This is a genomic window from Comamonas thiooxydans (assembly GCF_000964545.1).
GTDB lineage: Bacteria > Pseudomonadota > Gammaproteobacteria > Burkholderiales > Burkholderiaceae_C > Comamonas > Comamonas thiooxydans.
The window spans coordinates 418618-431731 of sequence record NZ_BBVD01000007.1; the positions used below are offsets into that span (position 1 = coordinate 418618).

Annotated in this window: 16 protein-coding genes; 13 read left to right on the plus strand and 3 right to left on the minus strand. The window is 60.1% G+C overall.

Going from position 1 to position 13114, the window contains the following annotated elements:
- Window positions 1-35 precede the first annotated feature (35 nt).
- The 6 genes from fmt to Cth01_RS12560 all read left to right on the plus strand — a co-directional run bounded on the left by fmt (window position 36) and on the right by Cth01_RS12560 (window position 5096).
- Entirely contained in the window at window positions 36-1001 is a 966-nt protein-coding gene (gene fmt / locus Cth01_RS12535) for a methionyl-tRNA formyltransferase (protein ID WP_045839340.1), read from the plus strand.
- A complete protein-coding gene (locus Cth01_RS12540) occupies window positions 998-1768 on the plus strand; it encodes an AzlC family ABC transporter permease (protein WP_122974712.1) in 771 nt (256 codons plus the stop codon). The genes fmt and Cth01_RS12540 overlap by 4 nt, the downstream gene beginning before the upstream one ends.
- Complete coding sequence (locus Cth01_RS12545; RefSeq protein ID WP_003066830.1) at window positions 1765-2097, plus strand: AzlD domain-containing protein; 333 nt, start codon at window positions 1765-1767, stop codon at window positions 2095-2097. Before Cth01_RS12540 ends, Cth01_RS12545 begins: the two co-directional genes overlap by 4 nt.
- 222 nt (window positions 2098-2319) lie before the next feature.
- Window positions 2320-3513, plus strand: coding sequence for a phosphoglycerate kinase (locus Cth01_RS12550; RefSeq protein ID WP_034394464.1), 1194 nt, complete (start codon window positions 2320-2322; stop codon window positions 3511-3513).
- A gap of 295 nt (window positions 3514-3808) precedes the next feature.
- A complete protein-coding gene (locus Cth01_RS12555) occupies window positions 3809-4288 on the plus strand; it encodes a Crp/Fnr family transcriptional regulator (RefSeq protein ID WP_034347941.1) in 480 nt (159 codons plus the stop codon).
- Between the two features lie 142 nt (window positions 4289-4430).
- Window positions 4431-5096: a hypothetical protein gene (locus Cth01_RS12560; protein WP_034351531.1), complete on the plus strand. Its 666-nt coding sequence runs from the start codon at window positions 4431-4433 to the stop codon at window positions 5094-5096.
- A gap of 22 nt (window positions 5097-5118) precedes the next feature.
- Here the strand turns inward: Cth01_RS12560 and Cth01_RS12565 are convergent, their stop codons facing one another.
- Window positions 5119-5676, minus strand: a complete 558-nt coding sequence (locus tag Cth01_RS12565; RefSeq protein ID WP_003066840.1) for an adenine phosphoribosyltransferase — start codon at window positions 5674-5676, stop codon at window positions 5119-5121.
- A 111-nt stretch (window positions 5677-5787) separates the two neighbouring features.
- On the opposite strand from Cth01_RS12565, the gene Cth01_RS12570 reads away from it, so the two are divergent.
- The 4 genes from Cth01_RS12570 to Cth01_RS12585 are packed head-to-tail and all read left to right on the plus strand — an operon-like array spanning window position 5788 to window position 8761.
- Window positions 5788-6789: a KpsF/GutQ family sugar-phosphate isomerase gene (locus Cth01_RS12570; RefSeq protein WP_034351000.1), complete on the plus strand. Its 1002-nt coding sequence runs from the start codon at window positions 5788-5790 to the stop codon at window positions 6787-6789.
- Window positions 6789-7349: a KdsC family phosphatase gene (locus tag Cth01_RS12575; RefSeq protein ID WP_034350998.1), complete on the plus strand. Its 561-nt coding sequence runs from the start codon at window positions 6789-6791 to the stop codon at window positions 7347-7349. Before Cth01_RS12570 ends, Cth01_RS12575 begins: the two co-directional genes overlap by 1 nt.
- The gene (gene lptC / locus Cth01_RS12580) at window positions 7346-7966 is read left to right on the plus strand and encodes an LPS export ABC transporter periplasmic protein LptC (RefSeq protein ID WP_034350997.1); all 621 of its coding nucleotides are present in this window, start codon (window positions 7346-7348) and stop codon (window positions 7964-7966) included. The genes Cth01_RS12575 and lptC overlap by 4 nt, the downstream gene beginning before the upstream one ends.
- A 3-nt stretch (window positions 7967-7969) precedes the next feature.
- Entirely contained in the window at window positions 7970-8761 is a 792-nt protein-coding gene (locus Cth01_RS12585) for an SDR family oxidoreductase (protein WP_045839341.1), read from the plus strand.
- 97 nt (window positions 8762-8858) lie between these two features.
- On the opposite strand, the gene rbp (Cth01_RS12590) is transcribed toward Cth01_RS12585, so the two are convergent.
- Together rbp (Cth01_RS12590) and rbp (Cth01_RS12595) are read right to left on the minus strand one after the other, a co-directional pair.
- Complete coding sequence (gene rbp, locus Cth01_RS12590) at window positions 8859-9347, minus strand: RNA-binding regulator (RefSeq protein ID WP_003066850.1); 489 nt, start codon at window positions 9345-9347, stop codon at window positions 8859-8861.
- Between the two features lie 240 nt (window positions 9348-9587).
- Entirely contained in the window at window positions 9588-9974 is a 387-nt protein-coding gene (gene rbp / locus Cth01_RS12595) for an RNA-binding regulator (protein ID WP_003066853.1), read from the minus strand.
- A 494-nt stretch (window positions 9975-10468) separates the two neighbouring features.
- On the opposite strand from rbp (Cth01_RS12595), the gene Cth01_RS12600 reads away from it, so the two are divergent.
- The 3 genes from Cth01_RS12600 to metW all read left to right on the plus strand — a co-directional run bounded on the left by Cth01_RS12600 (window position 10469) and on the right by metW (window position 13045).
- Complete coding sequence (locus tag Cth01_RS12600) at window positions 10469-11038, plus strand: TMEM165/GDT1 family protein (RefSeq protein WP_003066856.1); 570 nt, start codon at window positions 10469-10471, stop codon at window positions 11036-11038.
- A gap of 217 nt (window positions 11039-11255) precedes the next feature.
- Window positions 11256-12464 (plus strand): homoserine O-succinyltransferase MetX, encoded by a 1209-nt coding sequence (gene metX, locus Cth01_RS12605; RefSeq protein ID WP_045839342.1) that lies wholly within the window; start codon window positions 11256-11258, stop codon window positions 12462-12464.
- Window positions 12461-13045: a methionine biosynthesis protein MetW gene (gene metW / locus Cth01_RS12610; protein ID WP_003066861.1), complete on the plus strand. Its 585-nt coding sequence runs from the start codon at window positions 12461-12463 to the stop codon at window positions 13043-13045. Before metX ends, metW begins: the two co-directional genes overlap by 4 nt.
- Window positions 13046-13114: the final 69 nt, after the last annotated feature.

Genomic DNA, 13114 nt, shown 5'->3' on the forward strand with positions numbered 1-13114 from the left:
GCAGCCGGCGGCTGCCTTTTTAATTTGTGAGTCCCATGAAAGTCATTTTTGCCGGCACGCCCGAATTTGCGCGCGTGGCCCTGGAGAGTCTGCTGGCTGCAGGTTTTGAAGTTCCGCTGGTGCTGACCCAACCGGACCGTCCGGCCGGGCGTGGCATGAAGCTCCAGGCTTCTCCCATCAAGCAGTGCGCTTTGGAGCATGGCATTGCCGTGGCTCAGCCGCTGAGTCTGCGTCTGGACGGCAAATATCCCGAAGATGCCGCTGCCGCCAAGGCCGCGATCGATGCCGCTCAGGCCGATGTGATGGTGGTGGCGGCCTATGGCCTGATCCTGCCGCAGTGGGTGCTCGATACGCCTCGCCTGGGCTGCCTGAACATCCACGCCAGCCTGCTGCCGCGCTGGCGCGGTGCAGCGCCGATTCATCGCGCCATCGAGGCCGGTGACGCCGAAACCGGCGTCACCATCATGCAGATGGATGCAGGCCTGGATACCGGCGATATGTGTGTGATCGAGCGTCTGCCGATAGCCGCAGACGACACCACGGCCAGCCTGCAGGACAAGCTGGCCGCGTTGGGCGGCCGCCTGATCGTGGAAGCGCTGGAAATGGCGGCCTGCGGAGGTCTCAGTCGCACGCCACAGCCTGCCGATGGAGTGAGCTATGCACACAAGATCGAGAAGGCCGAGAGCCTGATCGACTGGAGCGAAAGCGCCGAAGTCATTGCGCGCCGCCTGCGTGCCTTCAACCCCTTCCCCGGTGGCGCCACCAGCCTGGGCGGCGAGGCCATCAAGGTCTGGGAAGCAGAGGCCCAGCAAGGCAGCGGCGCGCCCGGCTCCGTGCTGTCGGCCGACGCCCGCGGCGTGCGCGTGGCCTGTGGCAGTGGCGTGCTCAACATGACGCTGTTGCAGCGTGCCGGTGGCAAGCGTCTGGCCGCAGGCGATTTTCTGCGTGGTTTCGAGCTGCCCGCAGGCGCGCAACTGGGCGAGGGTGCTGGCGAGGTATGACGGATATGGCGTTCACGCTGGGTCAGCGTGCGAAATCGATAATCAGGGATCCGTTCTTCTGGGTCGGCTCCAAGGAGATGGGCGGCACCGCCCTGGGCATCGCCGCCTGGGGTCTGGTGACCGGCGTGGCCATGGTCAAGAGCGGCCTGTCCGTTCCTCTGGCGCTGCTCATGGGTTTGACTGTCTATGCGGGCAGTGCCCAACTGGCCGTGCTGCCGCTGATGGCCGTGGGGGCTCCGCTGTGGGTGGTCTGGTTCACCGCCATCTGCGTGAACCTGCGTTTTGTGATCCTGTCCAGCATGTGGCGCAGCTATTTCGCCAAGCTGAGTCTGCGTCACCGTCTGGCGGTGGCTTATTTCAGCGGCGATGTGATTTTCGTGAACTTCATGCGTCGCTACCCAGAGGCCAGGCCGCAGCCCGAGCAACTGCCCTATTTCTGGGGCGCAGCACTGACCAACTGGCTGGCCTGGCAGATCCCGTCCACGCTGGGCATTTTCCTGGCCGACCAGATTCCTCTGTCCTGGGGACTGGGCTTTGCCGGCGTGCTGGCGTTGTTGGGCGTGTTGCTGTCCATGCTCAAGGACCGAGCAACCTGGGTGGCCTCCATCGTGGCCTGTACGGCAGCTGTGGCGGCTTTTGCGCTGCCGCTCAAGCTCAATATCCTGGTGGCGATCGCAGCTGCGGTGGCTGCAGGCCTGACGGCCGAGCAACTGCAAAAGCAGGCCAGCCGGCTGCCTGCGGTGAAGAATGAGGAGGACCGGTCATGATGAGCAGTTTCTGGGTCATCGTTGCCTGTATCGGTCTGGCCCTCATCACGCTGATCACGCGTGCTTTCTTCATGATCCCCGAGCGTGAACTGCCGCTGCCCGACTGGCTCAAGCGCGGGCTCAAATACGCACCGCTGGCGGCCCTGGCGGCGGTGATTGCGCCCGAGATCGTGATGAGCAATGGTCAGCTGATCAACAGTCTGGCTGATGCTCGACTGCCTGCGCTGGCCGCTTCGGTGGTGTATTTTTTTTACAAGCGCAGCATTCTTGGCACCATTGCTCTGGGCATGGCGATTTATCTGCCTCTGCATATCGGTCTGGGCTGGTAGCTCCAAGACCAGAGAAAACAGGAGCTGCGTGCTCCTGTTTTCATATGGGTTGTCTATAAAAAGGCTTGAAACCAAGTTACAGAGCGCGCAGGATGCTCCTGTTTTTGAGTCGAGTAAGCGTGTAAAAGCGATGCCTGAAAGTGGCGATCGCCCTAGAATGCAGGCAGATTTTGTGTTTTCCAACCTTTGTATGGGCGACTTTCGGAGTCGCTTTTTTGCTGCATGAACATCATCCGCTTCTCCGATTTGTGCGCCCAGGGCAAGGCCCAGGGTCAACGTGTTTTCATCCGTGCCGACCTGAACGTACCCCTGAACGACGCTGGTGAAATCACCGAAGACACGCGTGTGCGCGCTTCCGTGCCTGCGATTGAAATGGCTTTGAAGGCCGGCGCTGCCGTGATGGTCACCAGCCACCTGGGCCGCCCCACCGAAGGTGAATTCAAGCCCCAGGACTCGCTGGCTCCCGTGGCCAAGCGCCTGTCCGAGCTGCTGGGCCGCGATGTGCCCCTGGTCGCCAACTGGGTGGACGGCGTGCAGATTGCTCCCGGCCAGGTCGTGCTGCTGGAGAATTGCCGTGTCAACGTGGGTGAAAAGAAGAACAAGCCCGAGCTGGCTCAGAAGCTGGCCAAGCTCTGCGACATCTTTGTGAACGATGCCTTCGGCACCGCTCACCGTGCCGAAGGCACGACCTACGGCATTGCCGAATACGCCCCCATCGCCTGTGCCGGCCCGCTGCTGTCGGCCGAGATCGACGCGCTGAACAAGGCCCTGGCCGCGCCTGCGCGTCCTCTGGCCGCCATCGTCGCCGGCTCCAAGGTGTCCACCAAGCTGACCATCCTCAAGAGTCTGGCCGACAAGGTGGACCAGCTCATCGTGGGCGGCGGCATTGCCAACACCTTCATGCTGGCTGCCGGTCTGAAGATCGGCAAGAGCCTGGCCGAACCCGATCTGGTGGCCGATGCCAAGGCCGTGATCGACGCCATGGCTGCCCGTGGCGCCAATGTGCCCGTGCCCACCGATGTGGTCACCGCCAAGACCTTTGCTGCCGACGCCGTGGCCACCGTCAAGAAGGCCTCCGAAGTGGCCGACGACGACATGATTCTGGACATCGGCCCGGAAACCGCAGCCCTGCTGGCCGAGCAGCTCAAAAAGGCTGGCACCATCGTCTGGAACGGCCCCGTGGGCGTGTTCGAGTTCGACCAGTTTGCCAATGGCACCAAGGTCATCGCCCAGGCGATTGCCGAGTCACCCGCCTTCAGCATTGCCGGCGGTGGCGACACCCTGGCCGCCATTGCCAAGTACGGCATTGAAAAGGACGTGGGCTACATCTCCACCGGCGGCGGTGCCTTCCTGGAAGTGCTGGAGGGCAAGAAGCTGCCTGCCTTCGAGATCCTGGAAAAGCGCGCCAACGGCTGATTTCCTTGAAAAATATCGCTAACCCAACGGGGAAGAGCGATGTAAGCTATCAAAAAAGGATCGAATTATCGATCCTTTTTTGTTTTGACGCGGATGAAGATGCAGACACTCTGGGGAAGTAAAAGCAACTCCGCACCGCAAGTGATTGGCGGGACTGTCAGAGTCGCTTAGCATTCAGCCTGCGTTGATGGTGAGCCATGGCGCGCTATGAATTTCTTTTACCCTGAGCGGCCGGGATGCGTATCCGGATTTGTCCACCGGATAGCATGCGGCGTTCGCGTTCCACCCACTGCTTATGTTCGCTTCAACACCTCAGGATTTGTCGGCGCTGATCCAGGCGATGACGACCTCGGTTGCCACCGATACCGCTCAAAACGTGCTCAGTGCCGCTCAATGGGAGTTGCTGGCGCCCTATCTGCAGCCGATCAATCTGGCGGCCAGCGAAGTGTTGTTTGCCGAAGGGGCGCTGGATCGCAATCTGTACCTGGTGGAGTACGGCTCGCTGAGCGTGCATTACCAGGATTCGAAGGAAAGAATCCGCCTGGCTTTGGTGGGGCCGGGGGCGATTGTGGGGGAAGGGGCCTTCTTCGCCCATCGACCACGCAAGGCCACGGTTCAGGCCGCAGCGCCCAGCCGTCTATGGTGTCTGACAGCGCTGCGTTATTCCGAAATTGCCAACCGTCAGCCTGCTCTGGCCCTGGCGCTGCTGACCATGGCAGGTCAGGTGCTGGCCCGCCGCGCTGGGGACAGTCGTCGCCGGGTGGCCAGCACCTGAGTGAAGATTTTTTGTATTTCGGCCGGGCTGGGCGCTTGATCCACGTCGGACAAAGGCTAATATTTCGGTAAATGTCACGAGCTGCTCCAGACTTGGAGGCAGAATGTGTCTCGTTGTAAATCCTGCTTGTTCGAGTGTGCTCATGTCCCTGTTCCGATGGTTTTCTCGCGGGCCTCGCCGAGAAGGTAGCACGCAAGCACCGCGCCACGAGGATGATTCGGTAGCGCGTCAGTCGCAGCGCCGGGAGCGCTCCGCCAGACGCGAGCAGCTGTACGTCATCGTGCGCGAAGCCATGGTCAGGGTCGGCATTCTTTCGGCCGGCTACAAGTTCAAGGTGCTCTCGCTGGACAACGTCGGCCAGCGCTTTGTCGTGATGGTGGATCTGGCTCCTGCATACGCTGCGGATGCTCTGCAGCAAAGACGTATCGAGGCATTGATTGCCGAGCTCGCCAGAACCCGCATGGATGCAGGGGTTCACGCTGTTTACTGGCGCGTGAACGGGCAGCTTCAAAGCGCTGCTAGCCCTGATTTTGCGCAGATGCAGTTTGACGGGGCCGCACCCCCGATGAAGGCGCCACGACATGCTCCGGTTGCGGCACATTCAGGCCGCTCTTTCGAGCCCATTGACGCGCAGGAAATGGATGCGTTCAAGCAGGCAGTGGCCATGGCAGCTGCATCGCCCGCGAGTGTGCGCCAATCACGCCAGGCGCCATTGCTGGGCCCTGGCTCTGGTCATGAGGAAGGCGGCGAATTTGCCGTGTCCGGACTGGGCTCTCTGGGCGCGACGCAGTACGGAGAGCTGCGCTGATCCAGGGCTGTTGCGGGGCTGCTCAGTGCCCGGCAAAGTCAACCAGAGTGAACAGGGGCAGGCCGCTGTCCTTGAGGTGCTTGGAGCCGCCCAGTTCCGGCAGATCCACAATCGCTGCGCCTTCCACCACGGTAGCCCCCAGCTTTTCCAGCAGTTTCTTGCCGGCCATCATGGTGCCGCCGGTGGCGATCAAATCGTCGATCAGCAACACACGGTCGCCGGACTTGACGGCATCGGTGTGCAGCTCCACGGTAGCGCTGCCGTATTCGAGCTCATAGGTTTCCTCCACCGTGGTGAAGGGCAGTTTGCCTTTTTTGCGGATGGGCACAAAGCCGACGTTGAGCTCGTGGGCGATCACGGCACCCAGAATAAATCCGCGTGCATCCAGGCCGGCAACCACGTCGGGGCGCAGCTTGGGGTCCATGTAACGATGAACAAAGGCATCGGTCATGATGCGAAAAACCTTGGGGTCCTGCAGCAGGGGCGTGATGTCACGGAATTGCACGCCCGGCGCAGGCCAGTCCGGCACGGTGCGGATATGGTCACGCAGATAGTCGTTGACGCTGGTGGAAGTTTGCATGTGGCCGCCTGAGTTCTTGAATGCTCGCCAGTGTATGGGCTCGGGCTTGAAATGCGGGCCAAAGGGGTGTTGCCCGCTGCCCGGCAGGCATGGGCTGGCTAAAATCCGGGCATGAATTCTGATGCTGCCAATTCGCGTCTGATCGACGCACCGCGAGCTTTGAACCTGGCCCGTGAAGCCCTGGATATAGAGGCCGCTGCCTTGCGTGCGATGTCGGTGCGCCTCAATGGCGCATTCACGGCGGTGGTTCAGCGCATTCTGCAGCTGCCAGGCCGTGTGGTGGTCATGGGCATGGGTAAAAGCGGGCATGTGGGCCGGAAGGTGGCTGCGACGCTCGCGTCCACAGGGACCCCTGCCTTTTTCGTGCACCCCGCAGAAGCCAGTCATGGCGATCTGGGCATGCTGACGCAGGACGATCTGGTGCTGGCCCTGTCCAATAGTGGCGAGACCGATGAGCTGACGGGCGTGTTGCCTGCCATCAAGCGCATGGGCGTGCCCCTGGTGGCCGTGACCGGCGGTCTGCAATCGACACTGGCCAAGCATGCGGACTGGGTGCTGGACACCCATGTCGACAAGGAAGCTTGTCCCTTGAACCTGGCTCCCACTGCCAGCACCACGGCTCAGCTGGCCATGGGAGATGCGCTGGCCGTGGCCTTGCTCGATGCCCGGGGCTTTGGTGCCGAGGATTTTGCGCGCTCACACCCCGGAGGAGCATTGGGACGACGACTGCTGACCCATGTGCGCGATGTGATGCGTCGTGGTGTCGATGTGCCGCAGGTTGCCCAGGATGTGAGCAGCGTGGACCTGATGCGCGAAATGAGTGCCAAGGGCCTGGGCTGCTCTGCCGTGGTCAACGCATCCGGTGAGCTGGTGGGGATCTTTACCGATGGTGATTTGCGCCGCTGCGTGGAAGCCGGCGTGGATCTGCGCAGCCGCACGGCGCAGGACGTCATGCATGCCAGGCCTCTGACGATCAAGCCCGATCTGCTGGCGGTGGCTGCGGCACGCATGATGGAAGAACATGGCATTACCGCAGTGCTGGTGGCCGATGACAATCAGCGCCTGCAGGGTGTGGTGCATATTCGCGATCTGATGCGTGCCAAGGTGATTTGATGAACCGACCTGCTCTGACACCCCGCCAGCAATGGGACCCACAGCTGTTGCTCAAGGCCCAGGGAATTCGTGTGGCCTTCTTCGATGTGGATGGCGTCCTGACCGACGGCGGCCTTTACTTCTCGGGTGAGGGTGAGGTCCTCAAGCGCTTTCATACGCTGGATGGTCATGGCCTGAAAATGTTGCAAAAGGCCGGCATCACGCCGGCCGTGGTGACGGGGCGAGATTCTGCGCCGCTGCGTTTGCGCTTGAAGCAACTGGGCATTGAACATGCGCGCTTTGGCACGGAGGACAAAGTGCCGGCTGCCGAGTCCATCCTGGCTGAACTGGGTCTGCAATGGCCGCAGGCCGCCGCCATGGGGGACGACTGGCCCGATCTTCCCGTCATGCGTCGCAGCCACTTTTCTTGCGCACCCGCCAATGCCCATGACGAGGCATCGCATGTGGCGGACTGGGTCAGTGCCAAGAATGGCGGAGAGGGGGCGGTGCGGCAGTTCTGCGATCTGCTGCTGGCCGCCAATGGTGCTTATGCGGCGCTGCTTTCGGGGTATGGCTCATGAGCGGGCAATGGCGCCGTGTGGGCGACAAGGCCTCGATGTACCTCCCCGTGCTCATCATGGGCCTGCTGGCGCTGGGCACCTGGTGGCTGGTGCGCAATGCTCCCAAGCCGATTGTCAGTGGCGCGGAGAAGGCCGTGCGGCACGATCCAGACTATTTCCTCAAAGACTTCGTCATCAAGAATTTCGAAGCATCGGGCCGCCTCAAAAATCGACTGAATGGCACGACAGGTGAGCACTTTCCCGATACCGATACGCTGGAAGTCTACGACGCACGTATGCTGAGCTTCACGCCTGATGGACGCAAGACCGTGGGCAGCTCCAACCGGGCATTGAGCAATGGCGACGGCTCGGAAATCCAGATGTTCGGCCAGGCCGTCATTCAGCGCGAGCCGGTGCCTGCAACTGCAACCCAGAAGGCCTTGCCTGCCATGCGGCTGGAGAGCGAGTTCCTGCAAATCTGGCCCAATGACGAGCGCGTCAGCACCAACAAAGCGGTGGTCATGACCCGTGGCAATGACAGATTTACGGGTGACAGCATGCAGTATGCGCACCTTGATCAGATTCTGCAGATGCAGGGGCGGGTCAAGGGTGTCATCCTGCCCAACCAAAAGCCGTAAATCATGGCAGGGCATGGGGCCGGACTCGTCTATATCACCGGTGCTTCCAGCGGCATTGGGCAGGCCCTGGCCTGGTACTACTATCAGCGTGGCTGGTCGATCGCATTGGTGGCAAGACGCACCGTGCTCATGGAGCAATGGGCGCAGTCCATGCGAATGGATGCATCCCGCTACGCCGTTTATGGTGCGGATGTCACGAACATAGCAAGTGCTTGCAGTGCTGCGAATGCCTGTCTTGAGCGCCAGGGTCTGCCTGATGTTGTTATTGCCAACGCGGGTGTCAGCTGGGGTGTGGATACCGCCTTGCGCGAGGATCTTGAGGTTATGCAGCAGGTGCTGGCCAGCAACACCATGGGGCTGGCTGCAAGCTTCCAGCCGTTTATTGCACCCATGGTGCGACGCGGCTCCGGGCGTCTGGTGGGTATTTGCAGTGTGGCTGGTATTCGCGGCTTGCCCGGCCATGCCGCATATTCGGCCAGTAAAGCGGCAGCCATTGCTTACTGTGAGAGTCTGCGTGTTGAGTTGCAGAAATCCGGGGTCTCTGTGACCAGTTTATTGCCTGGCTATGTGGACACTCCGTTGACGAAAAATAATCCGTATTCCATGCCTTTTCTGCTTTCGCCCGAGGAGTTCGCAAGGCGTGCCTTTCGTGTTATCGAGCGCAAAGCCAGATATGCGATTATTCCCTGGCAGATGAGGATTGTCGGCAGCGTAATGCGGCTGTTGCCCGCTTATCTGTGGGATAGATTGACTCTGGGGAAAACCAGAAAGCCCAGGCATCTAAAAAAGGATTGAGTGGAAGACATTGGGAAAATGACTATGCATTTGAATGTCTTCAAAAATAAATAAAGGCACGATATCGTGCCTTTATTGCTGAGCTGCTAAAAGGAGCTCATTCGCCGTGGTTATTGCCACCGCCGTAGCCGCCGCGACCGCCGTGGCGTGGGCCTGAGCCATAGGGGCTGCGGAAGCCGCCTTCGCCGCGACCACCACCGCCATAGCCGCCGCCATCACCGCGACCATAGCCACCACCTTCACTGCGGCCACCGTAACCGCCATCGCGATTACCGCCGCCAAAACCGCCTTCACTGCGGAAGCCGCCTCCATAACCGCCGGAGCGAGGGGGGCGGGGTTCCATAGGGCGTGCCTCATTCACGACGAGGCTGCGACCCCCGAGGGGCTGACCATTCATGCCTTGAATGGCGGCTTGTGCTTCTGCTTCGCTGGCCATTTCCACAAAACCAAAGCCTTTGGAGCGGCCGGTGTCTCGTTCCATCATGACGCGTGCACTTGCTACGGCTCCAAACTGGCTGAACGCCTGCTCAAGATCGTTGTCACGCACACCATAAGGAAGGTTGCCGACATACAGCTTATTGCCCATTAATAACTCCTAGCTCCTCAATGCTTCAATGGCGCGATCGAATTCAGGACGTCCACTGCATATCCATGGGAAAACATGCAAAAAATCCTGAACACTTATTCGCTTGTGAACGGGAAATGCCCGAGAAAGGAATTATGACGGAGAACAATGAAAAAAATAAATGCTCGAAAACCGCATTGCTAACGTTTAGCAACAAAAAAAGGATCCGAAGATCCTTTTTTTGTTATTGGCAATAACTGATTAGTAGCTATTGCGACGGCCGTAGCCGCCGTCGCCACGGCCACCGCCGAAGCCGCCGTCACCACGGCCACCGCCAAAACCACCTTCACGACCGCCGCCGAAGCCGCCGCCGAAGCCGCCGGAGCGGGGAGGACGAGGCTCCATGGGGCGTGCTTCGTTCACGACCAGATCACGACCGCCACGGTTTTGGCCGTGCAGGCCTTGGATAGCGGCTTGTGCTTCGGCATCGCTGCCCATTTCCACAAAGCCAAAACCCTTGGAACGGCCGGTGTCGCGCTCCATCATCACCTTGGCGCTGTTCACAGTGCCGAATTCGCTGAAGCTGTCTTGCAGATCTTGGTCGCGGAAGGAATAAGGCAGATTGCCTACGTAAAGCTTGTTGCCCATGCTGGACTCCTGAAAAAACTTGAAAACGCGATGGAGCCCTAGGGAGTCAGCCTTGGATGACAACATTAGAGACGCTAACGCACTTGCCCCATCCAGAAATTGCTTTCCAGACAAAGACTCAAGCATTATGAGTCACAAGAGAAGCCGTAGTATTACGAAAAGATCAAATTTCGTGCTTGTAACAACATTGTCCTGATGGGAGTTACCCTGAAATACAAAATTTTGAATATCCAAATACGCAGATGCCTTACAGGGTTAAGCATGTAGAATGACGGCTACTTTCTTTGGGGAGTAGGCCGTTCGGCAGCCGTCTGCCGGATGCATGCGTCAACAGACTTGGGTCCTCGCGACCTATGGCGCATGCGGTACCGCGTGCAATGCGTGGTGCGACCGGCCGAGACCATTGATTACGTACCGAGAAAACCTATGAAGAGATAGGCCGGAGTCGGTGCGTGATCAATGCGTTCTGGCAACTCCGGCCGTCTATCCCCATCATGGAAGCCTTTCTCATATCCACCTCCATCGTCGCCCTGGCCGAGATGGGGGACAAGACCCAACTGCTGTCATTGGTACTGGCAGCCAAGTTCCGCAAGCCACTGCCCATCGTGGCCGGCATTTTTGCCGCGACGCTGGTCAATCATGCTCTGGCCGGCGCCGTGGGCAACTGGATCACCACGATGCTAGGTCCCGATGTGCTGCGCTGGATCTTGGGGGTTTCATTCATCCTCATGGCGGGCTGGATGCTGATTCCCGACAAGTTAGACGATGACGATACCGGCAATGGCGCCGGGCGTTGGGGTGTCTTCGGTACGACGCTGATGCTGTTCTTCCTGGCCGAGATGGGGGACAAGACCCAACTGGCCACGGTGGGTCTGGCCGCCAAGTACCCTCTGTCGTATTACTGGGTGGTGGCTGGCACCACGCTGGGCATGATGCTGGCCAATGCACCGGTGGTGTGGTTTGGCGAGAAGATCACCAAGAAGCTGCCGATCAAGACGATTCACCGTGTGTGCGCCGTGATCTTCCTGGTGCTGGGTGTGGCGGCGCTCCTGACCAAAGTGTGAAACTACCGAAAGCATAGCTATTTGCACAAGGCTCAAAAGGCTTGGACAGCTTTGACAGTCTGCTTTTGAGTTCGGTGCAATGAATGCAGTACACTGCACTTTTCACGCGCCGATTTGCCAAAGCTTGCGGGCGCTTTATAAATCCAGCTAAAGACCCGTCCGCGAAGTGACAGTACACCGACCCGGCCTCGTTTTTAGCGATGCCGGGTTTTTTCATATGTCCTTCATCGCGACACCTCAGTTCATGCATTTTGATGAGCCGCTGCCCTTGCAGAGCGGTGGCTCCATCGCCGACTACGATCTTGCCTTCGAGACCTATGGCCAGCTCAATGCCGACAAGAGCAATGCCATCGTGGTCTGTCATGCGCTCAATGCCTCCCACCATGTAGCAGGCAGCTACGAGGGCCAGCCCAAGAGCGAGGGCTGGTGGGACAACATGATCGGTCCGGGCAAGCCCGTCGATACCGACAAGTTCTTTGTCATCGGCATCAACAATCTGGGCTCCTGCTTCGGCTCTACCGGCCCCATGCACACCAACTCGGCCACGGGCAAGCCCTATGGTGCGGATTTTCCCGTGGTGACGGTGGAGGACTGGGTGGATGCGCAGGCACGTTTGCTGGACCGCCTGGGCATAGGCAAGCTCGCCGCCGTGCTGGGCGGCAGCCTGGGCGGCATGCAGGCCCTGTCCTGGTCGCTGCGCTATCCCGAGCGCATGCGCCATGCCGTGGTGGTGGCCAGTGCGCCGAATCTGAACGCCGAGAACATTGCCTTCAACGAGGTGGCGCGTCGCGCCATCGTCACCGACCCGGATTTCAACGGTGGCCATTTCTACGAGCATGGCGTGGTGCCCGCGCGCGGCCTGCGCATCGCGCGCATGATTGGTCACATCACTTATCTCAGCGATGACGTGATGAACCAGAAGTTCGGCCGCAGTCTCAGGGCCCCCGCACTCCTCGCTGAGGGGGCTGACCCGACTCGGGGCGGCCCGGCGCCGGATCGGCGCGATTACCTGTACAGCACCCAGGATGTGGAGTTCCAGATCGAGAGCTATCTGCGCTACCAGGGCGAGAAGTTCAGCGGCTACTTTGACGCCAACACCTATCTGCTCATCACACGCGCACTGGACTATTTCGATCCGGCGCGCTCCCATGACGGCGATCTGACCCGAGCGCTGGCCGTGGCCAAGGCCCGGTTTCTGCTCGTGAGCTTCACGACGGACTGGCGCTTCGCTCCGGCGCGCAGCCGAGAGATCGTCAAGTCGCTGCTGGAGAACAACCGCGACGTCAGCTATGCCGAGATCGACGCCCCCCATGGTCATGATGCGTTTTTGCTTGATGACCCACGCTATATGGGCGTGATGCGCTCCTATTTTGAAGGCATTGCCAAAGAACTGAACACCGCCGAACGCGCAGGAGAAGCCGCATGACCGAGTTGACCACCATGAAAGCCATTGCCCAGCTGGTGCCGGAGGGCGCACGCGTGCTGGACCTGGGTTGTGGCGACGGAGCGTTGCTCGAGCATCTGGTGCGCGAGCGCGGCTGTACGGGCTATGGCGTGGAACTGGACGACGCCAATGTGCTGGCCTGCACGCGCCGCGGCGTGAACGTGCTGCAGCTCAATCTGGAGGACGGCCTGGCTATCTTCGGCGACAACAGCTTCGATGTGGTGCTGCAGATTGACACGCTGCAGCATTTGCGCAATGCCGAGGTGATGTTGCAGGAGACGGCCCGCATCGGCAAGCAAGGCGTGGTTGCCTTTCCCAACTTTGCACATTGGCAAAATCGCTTCTCCGTGCTGCGCGGGCGCATGCCGGTCACGCGTCGCCTGCCTTACCAGTGGTATGACACGCCGAATATCCGGGTGGGCACCTACAAGGACTTCGAGGTGCTGGCCACCAAGAACCGCCTGCGCATTCGCGACTCCTTCGGTCTGCAAAACGGTCAGGTGGTGAGGAGCCTGCCCAATCTGTTGGCGACAACGGCGGTGTTCCACTTCGAGCATGCCTGATTGCTGCTCTTGAAACAGTAGCTAATTGCGGTTCATTGGCAATGAATCTGGTATCGATTCACATCGAAT

Bases quoted from the DNA above. Each gene is read 5' to 3' on its own strand.
- fmt (WP_045839340.1), top strand. From the start codon at position 36: ATGAAAGTCATTTTTGCCGGCACGCCCGAATTTGCGCGCGTGGCCCTG.
- Cth01_RS12540 (WP_122974712.1), top strand. From the start codon at position 998: ATGACGGATATGGCGTTCACGCTGGGTCAGCGTGCGAAATCGATAATC.
- Cth01_RS12545 (WP_003066830.1), top strand. From the start codon at position 1,765: ATGATGAGCAGTTTCTGGGTCATCGTTGCCTGTATCGGTCTGGCCCTC.
- Cth01_RS12550 (WP_034394464.1), top strand. From the start codon at position 2,320: ATGAACATCATCCGCTTCTCCGATTTGTGCGCCCAGGGCAAGGCCCAG.
- Cth01_RS12555 (WP_034347941.1), top strand. From the start codon at position 3,809: ATGTTCGCTTCAACACCTCAGGATTTGTCGGCGCTGATCCAGGCGATG.
- Cth01_RS12560 (WP_034351531.1), top strand. From the start codon at position 4,431: ATGTCCCTGTTCCGATGGTTTTCTCGCGGGCCTCGCCGAGAAGGTAGC.
- Cth01_RS12565 (WP_003066840.1), bottom strand. From the start codon at position 5,676: ATGCAAACTTCCACCAGCGTCAACGACTATCTGCGTGACCATATCCGC.
- Cth01_RS12570 (WP_034351000.1), top strand. From the start codon at position 5,788: ATGAATTCTGATGCTGCCAATTCGCGTCTGATCGACGCACCGCGAGCT.
- Cth01_RS12575 (WP_034350998.1), top strand. From the start codon at position 6,789: ATGAACCGACCTGCTCTGACACCCCGCCAGCAATGGGACCCACAGCTG.
- lptC (WP_034350997.1), top strand. From the start codon at position 7,346: ATGAGCGGGCAATGGCGCCGTGTGGGCGACAAGGCCTCGATGTACCTC.
- Cth01_RS12585 (WP_045839341.1), top strand. From the start codon at position 7,970: ATGGCAGGGCATGGGGCCGGACTCGTCTATATCACCGGTGCTTCCAGC.
- rbp (WP_003066850.1), bottom strand. From the start codon at position 9,347: ATGGGCAATAAGCTGTATGTCGGCAACCTTCCTTATGGTGTGCGTGAC.
- rbp (WP_003066853.1), bottom strand. From the start codon at position 9,974: ATGGGCAACAAGCTTTACGTAGGCAATCTGCCTTATTCCTTCCGCGAC.
- Cth01_RS12600 (WP_003066856.1), top strand. From the start codon at position 10,469: ATGGAAGCCTTTCTCATATCCACCTCCATCGTCGCCCTGGCCGAGATG.
- metX (WP_045839342.1), top strand. From the start codon at position 11,256: ATGTCCTTCATCGCGACACCTCAGTTCATGCATTTTGATGAGCCGCTG.
- metW (WP_003066861.1), top strand. From the start codon at position 12,461: ATGACCGAGTTGACCACCATGAAAGCCATTGCCCAGCTGGTGCCGGAG.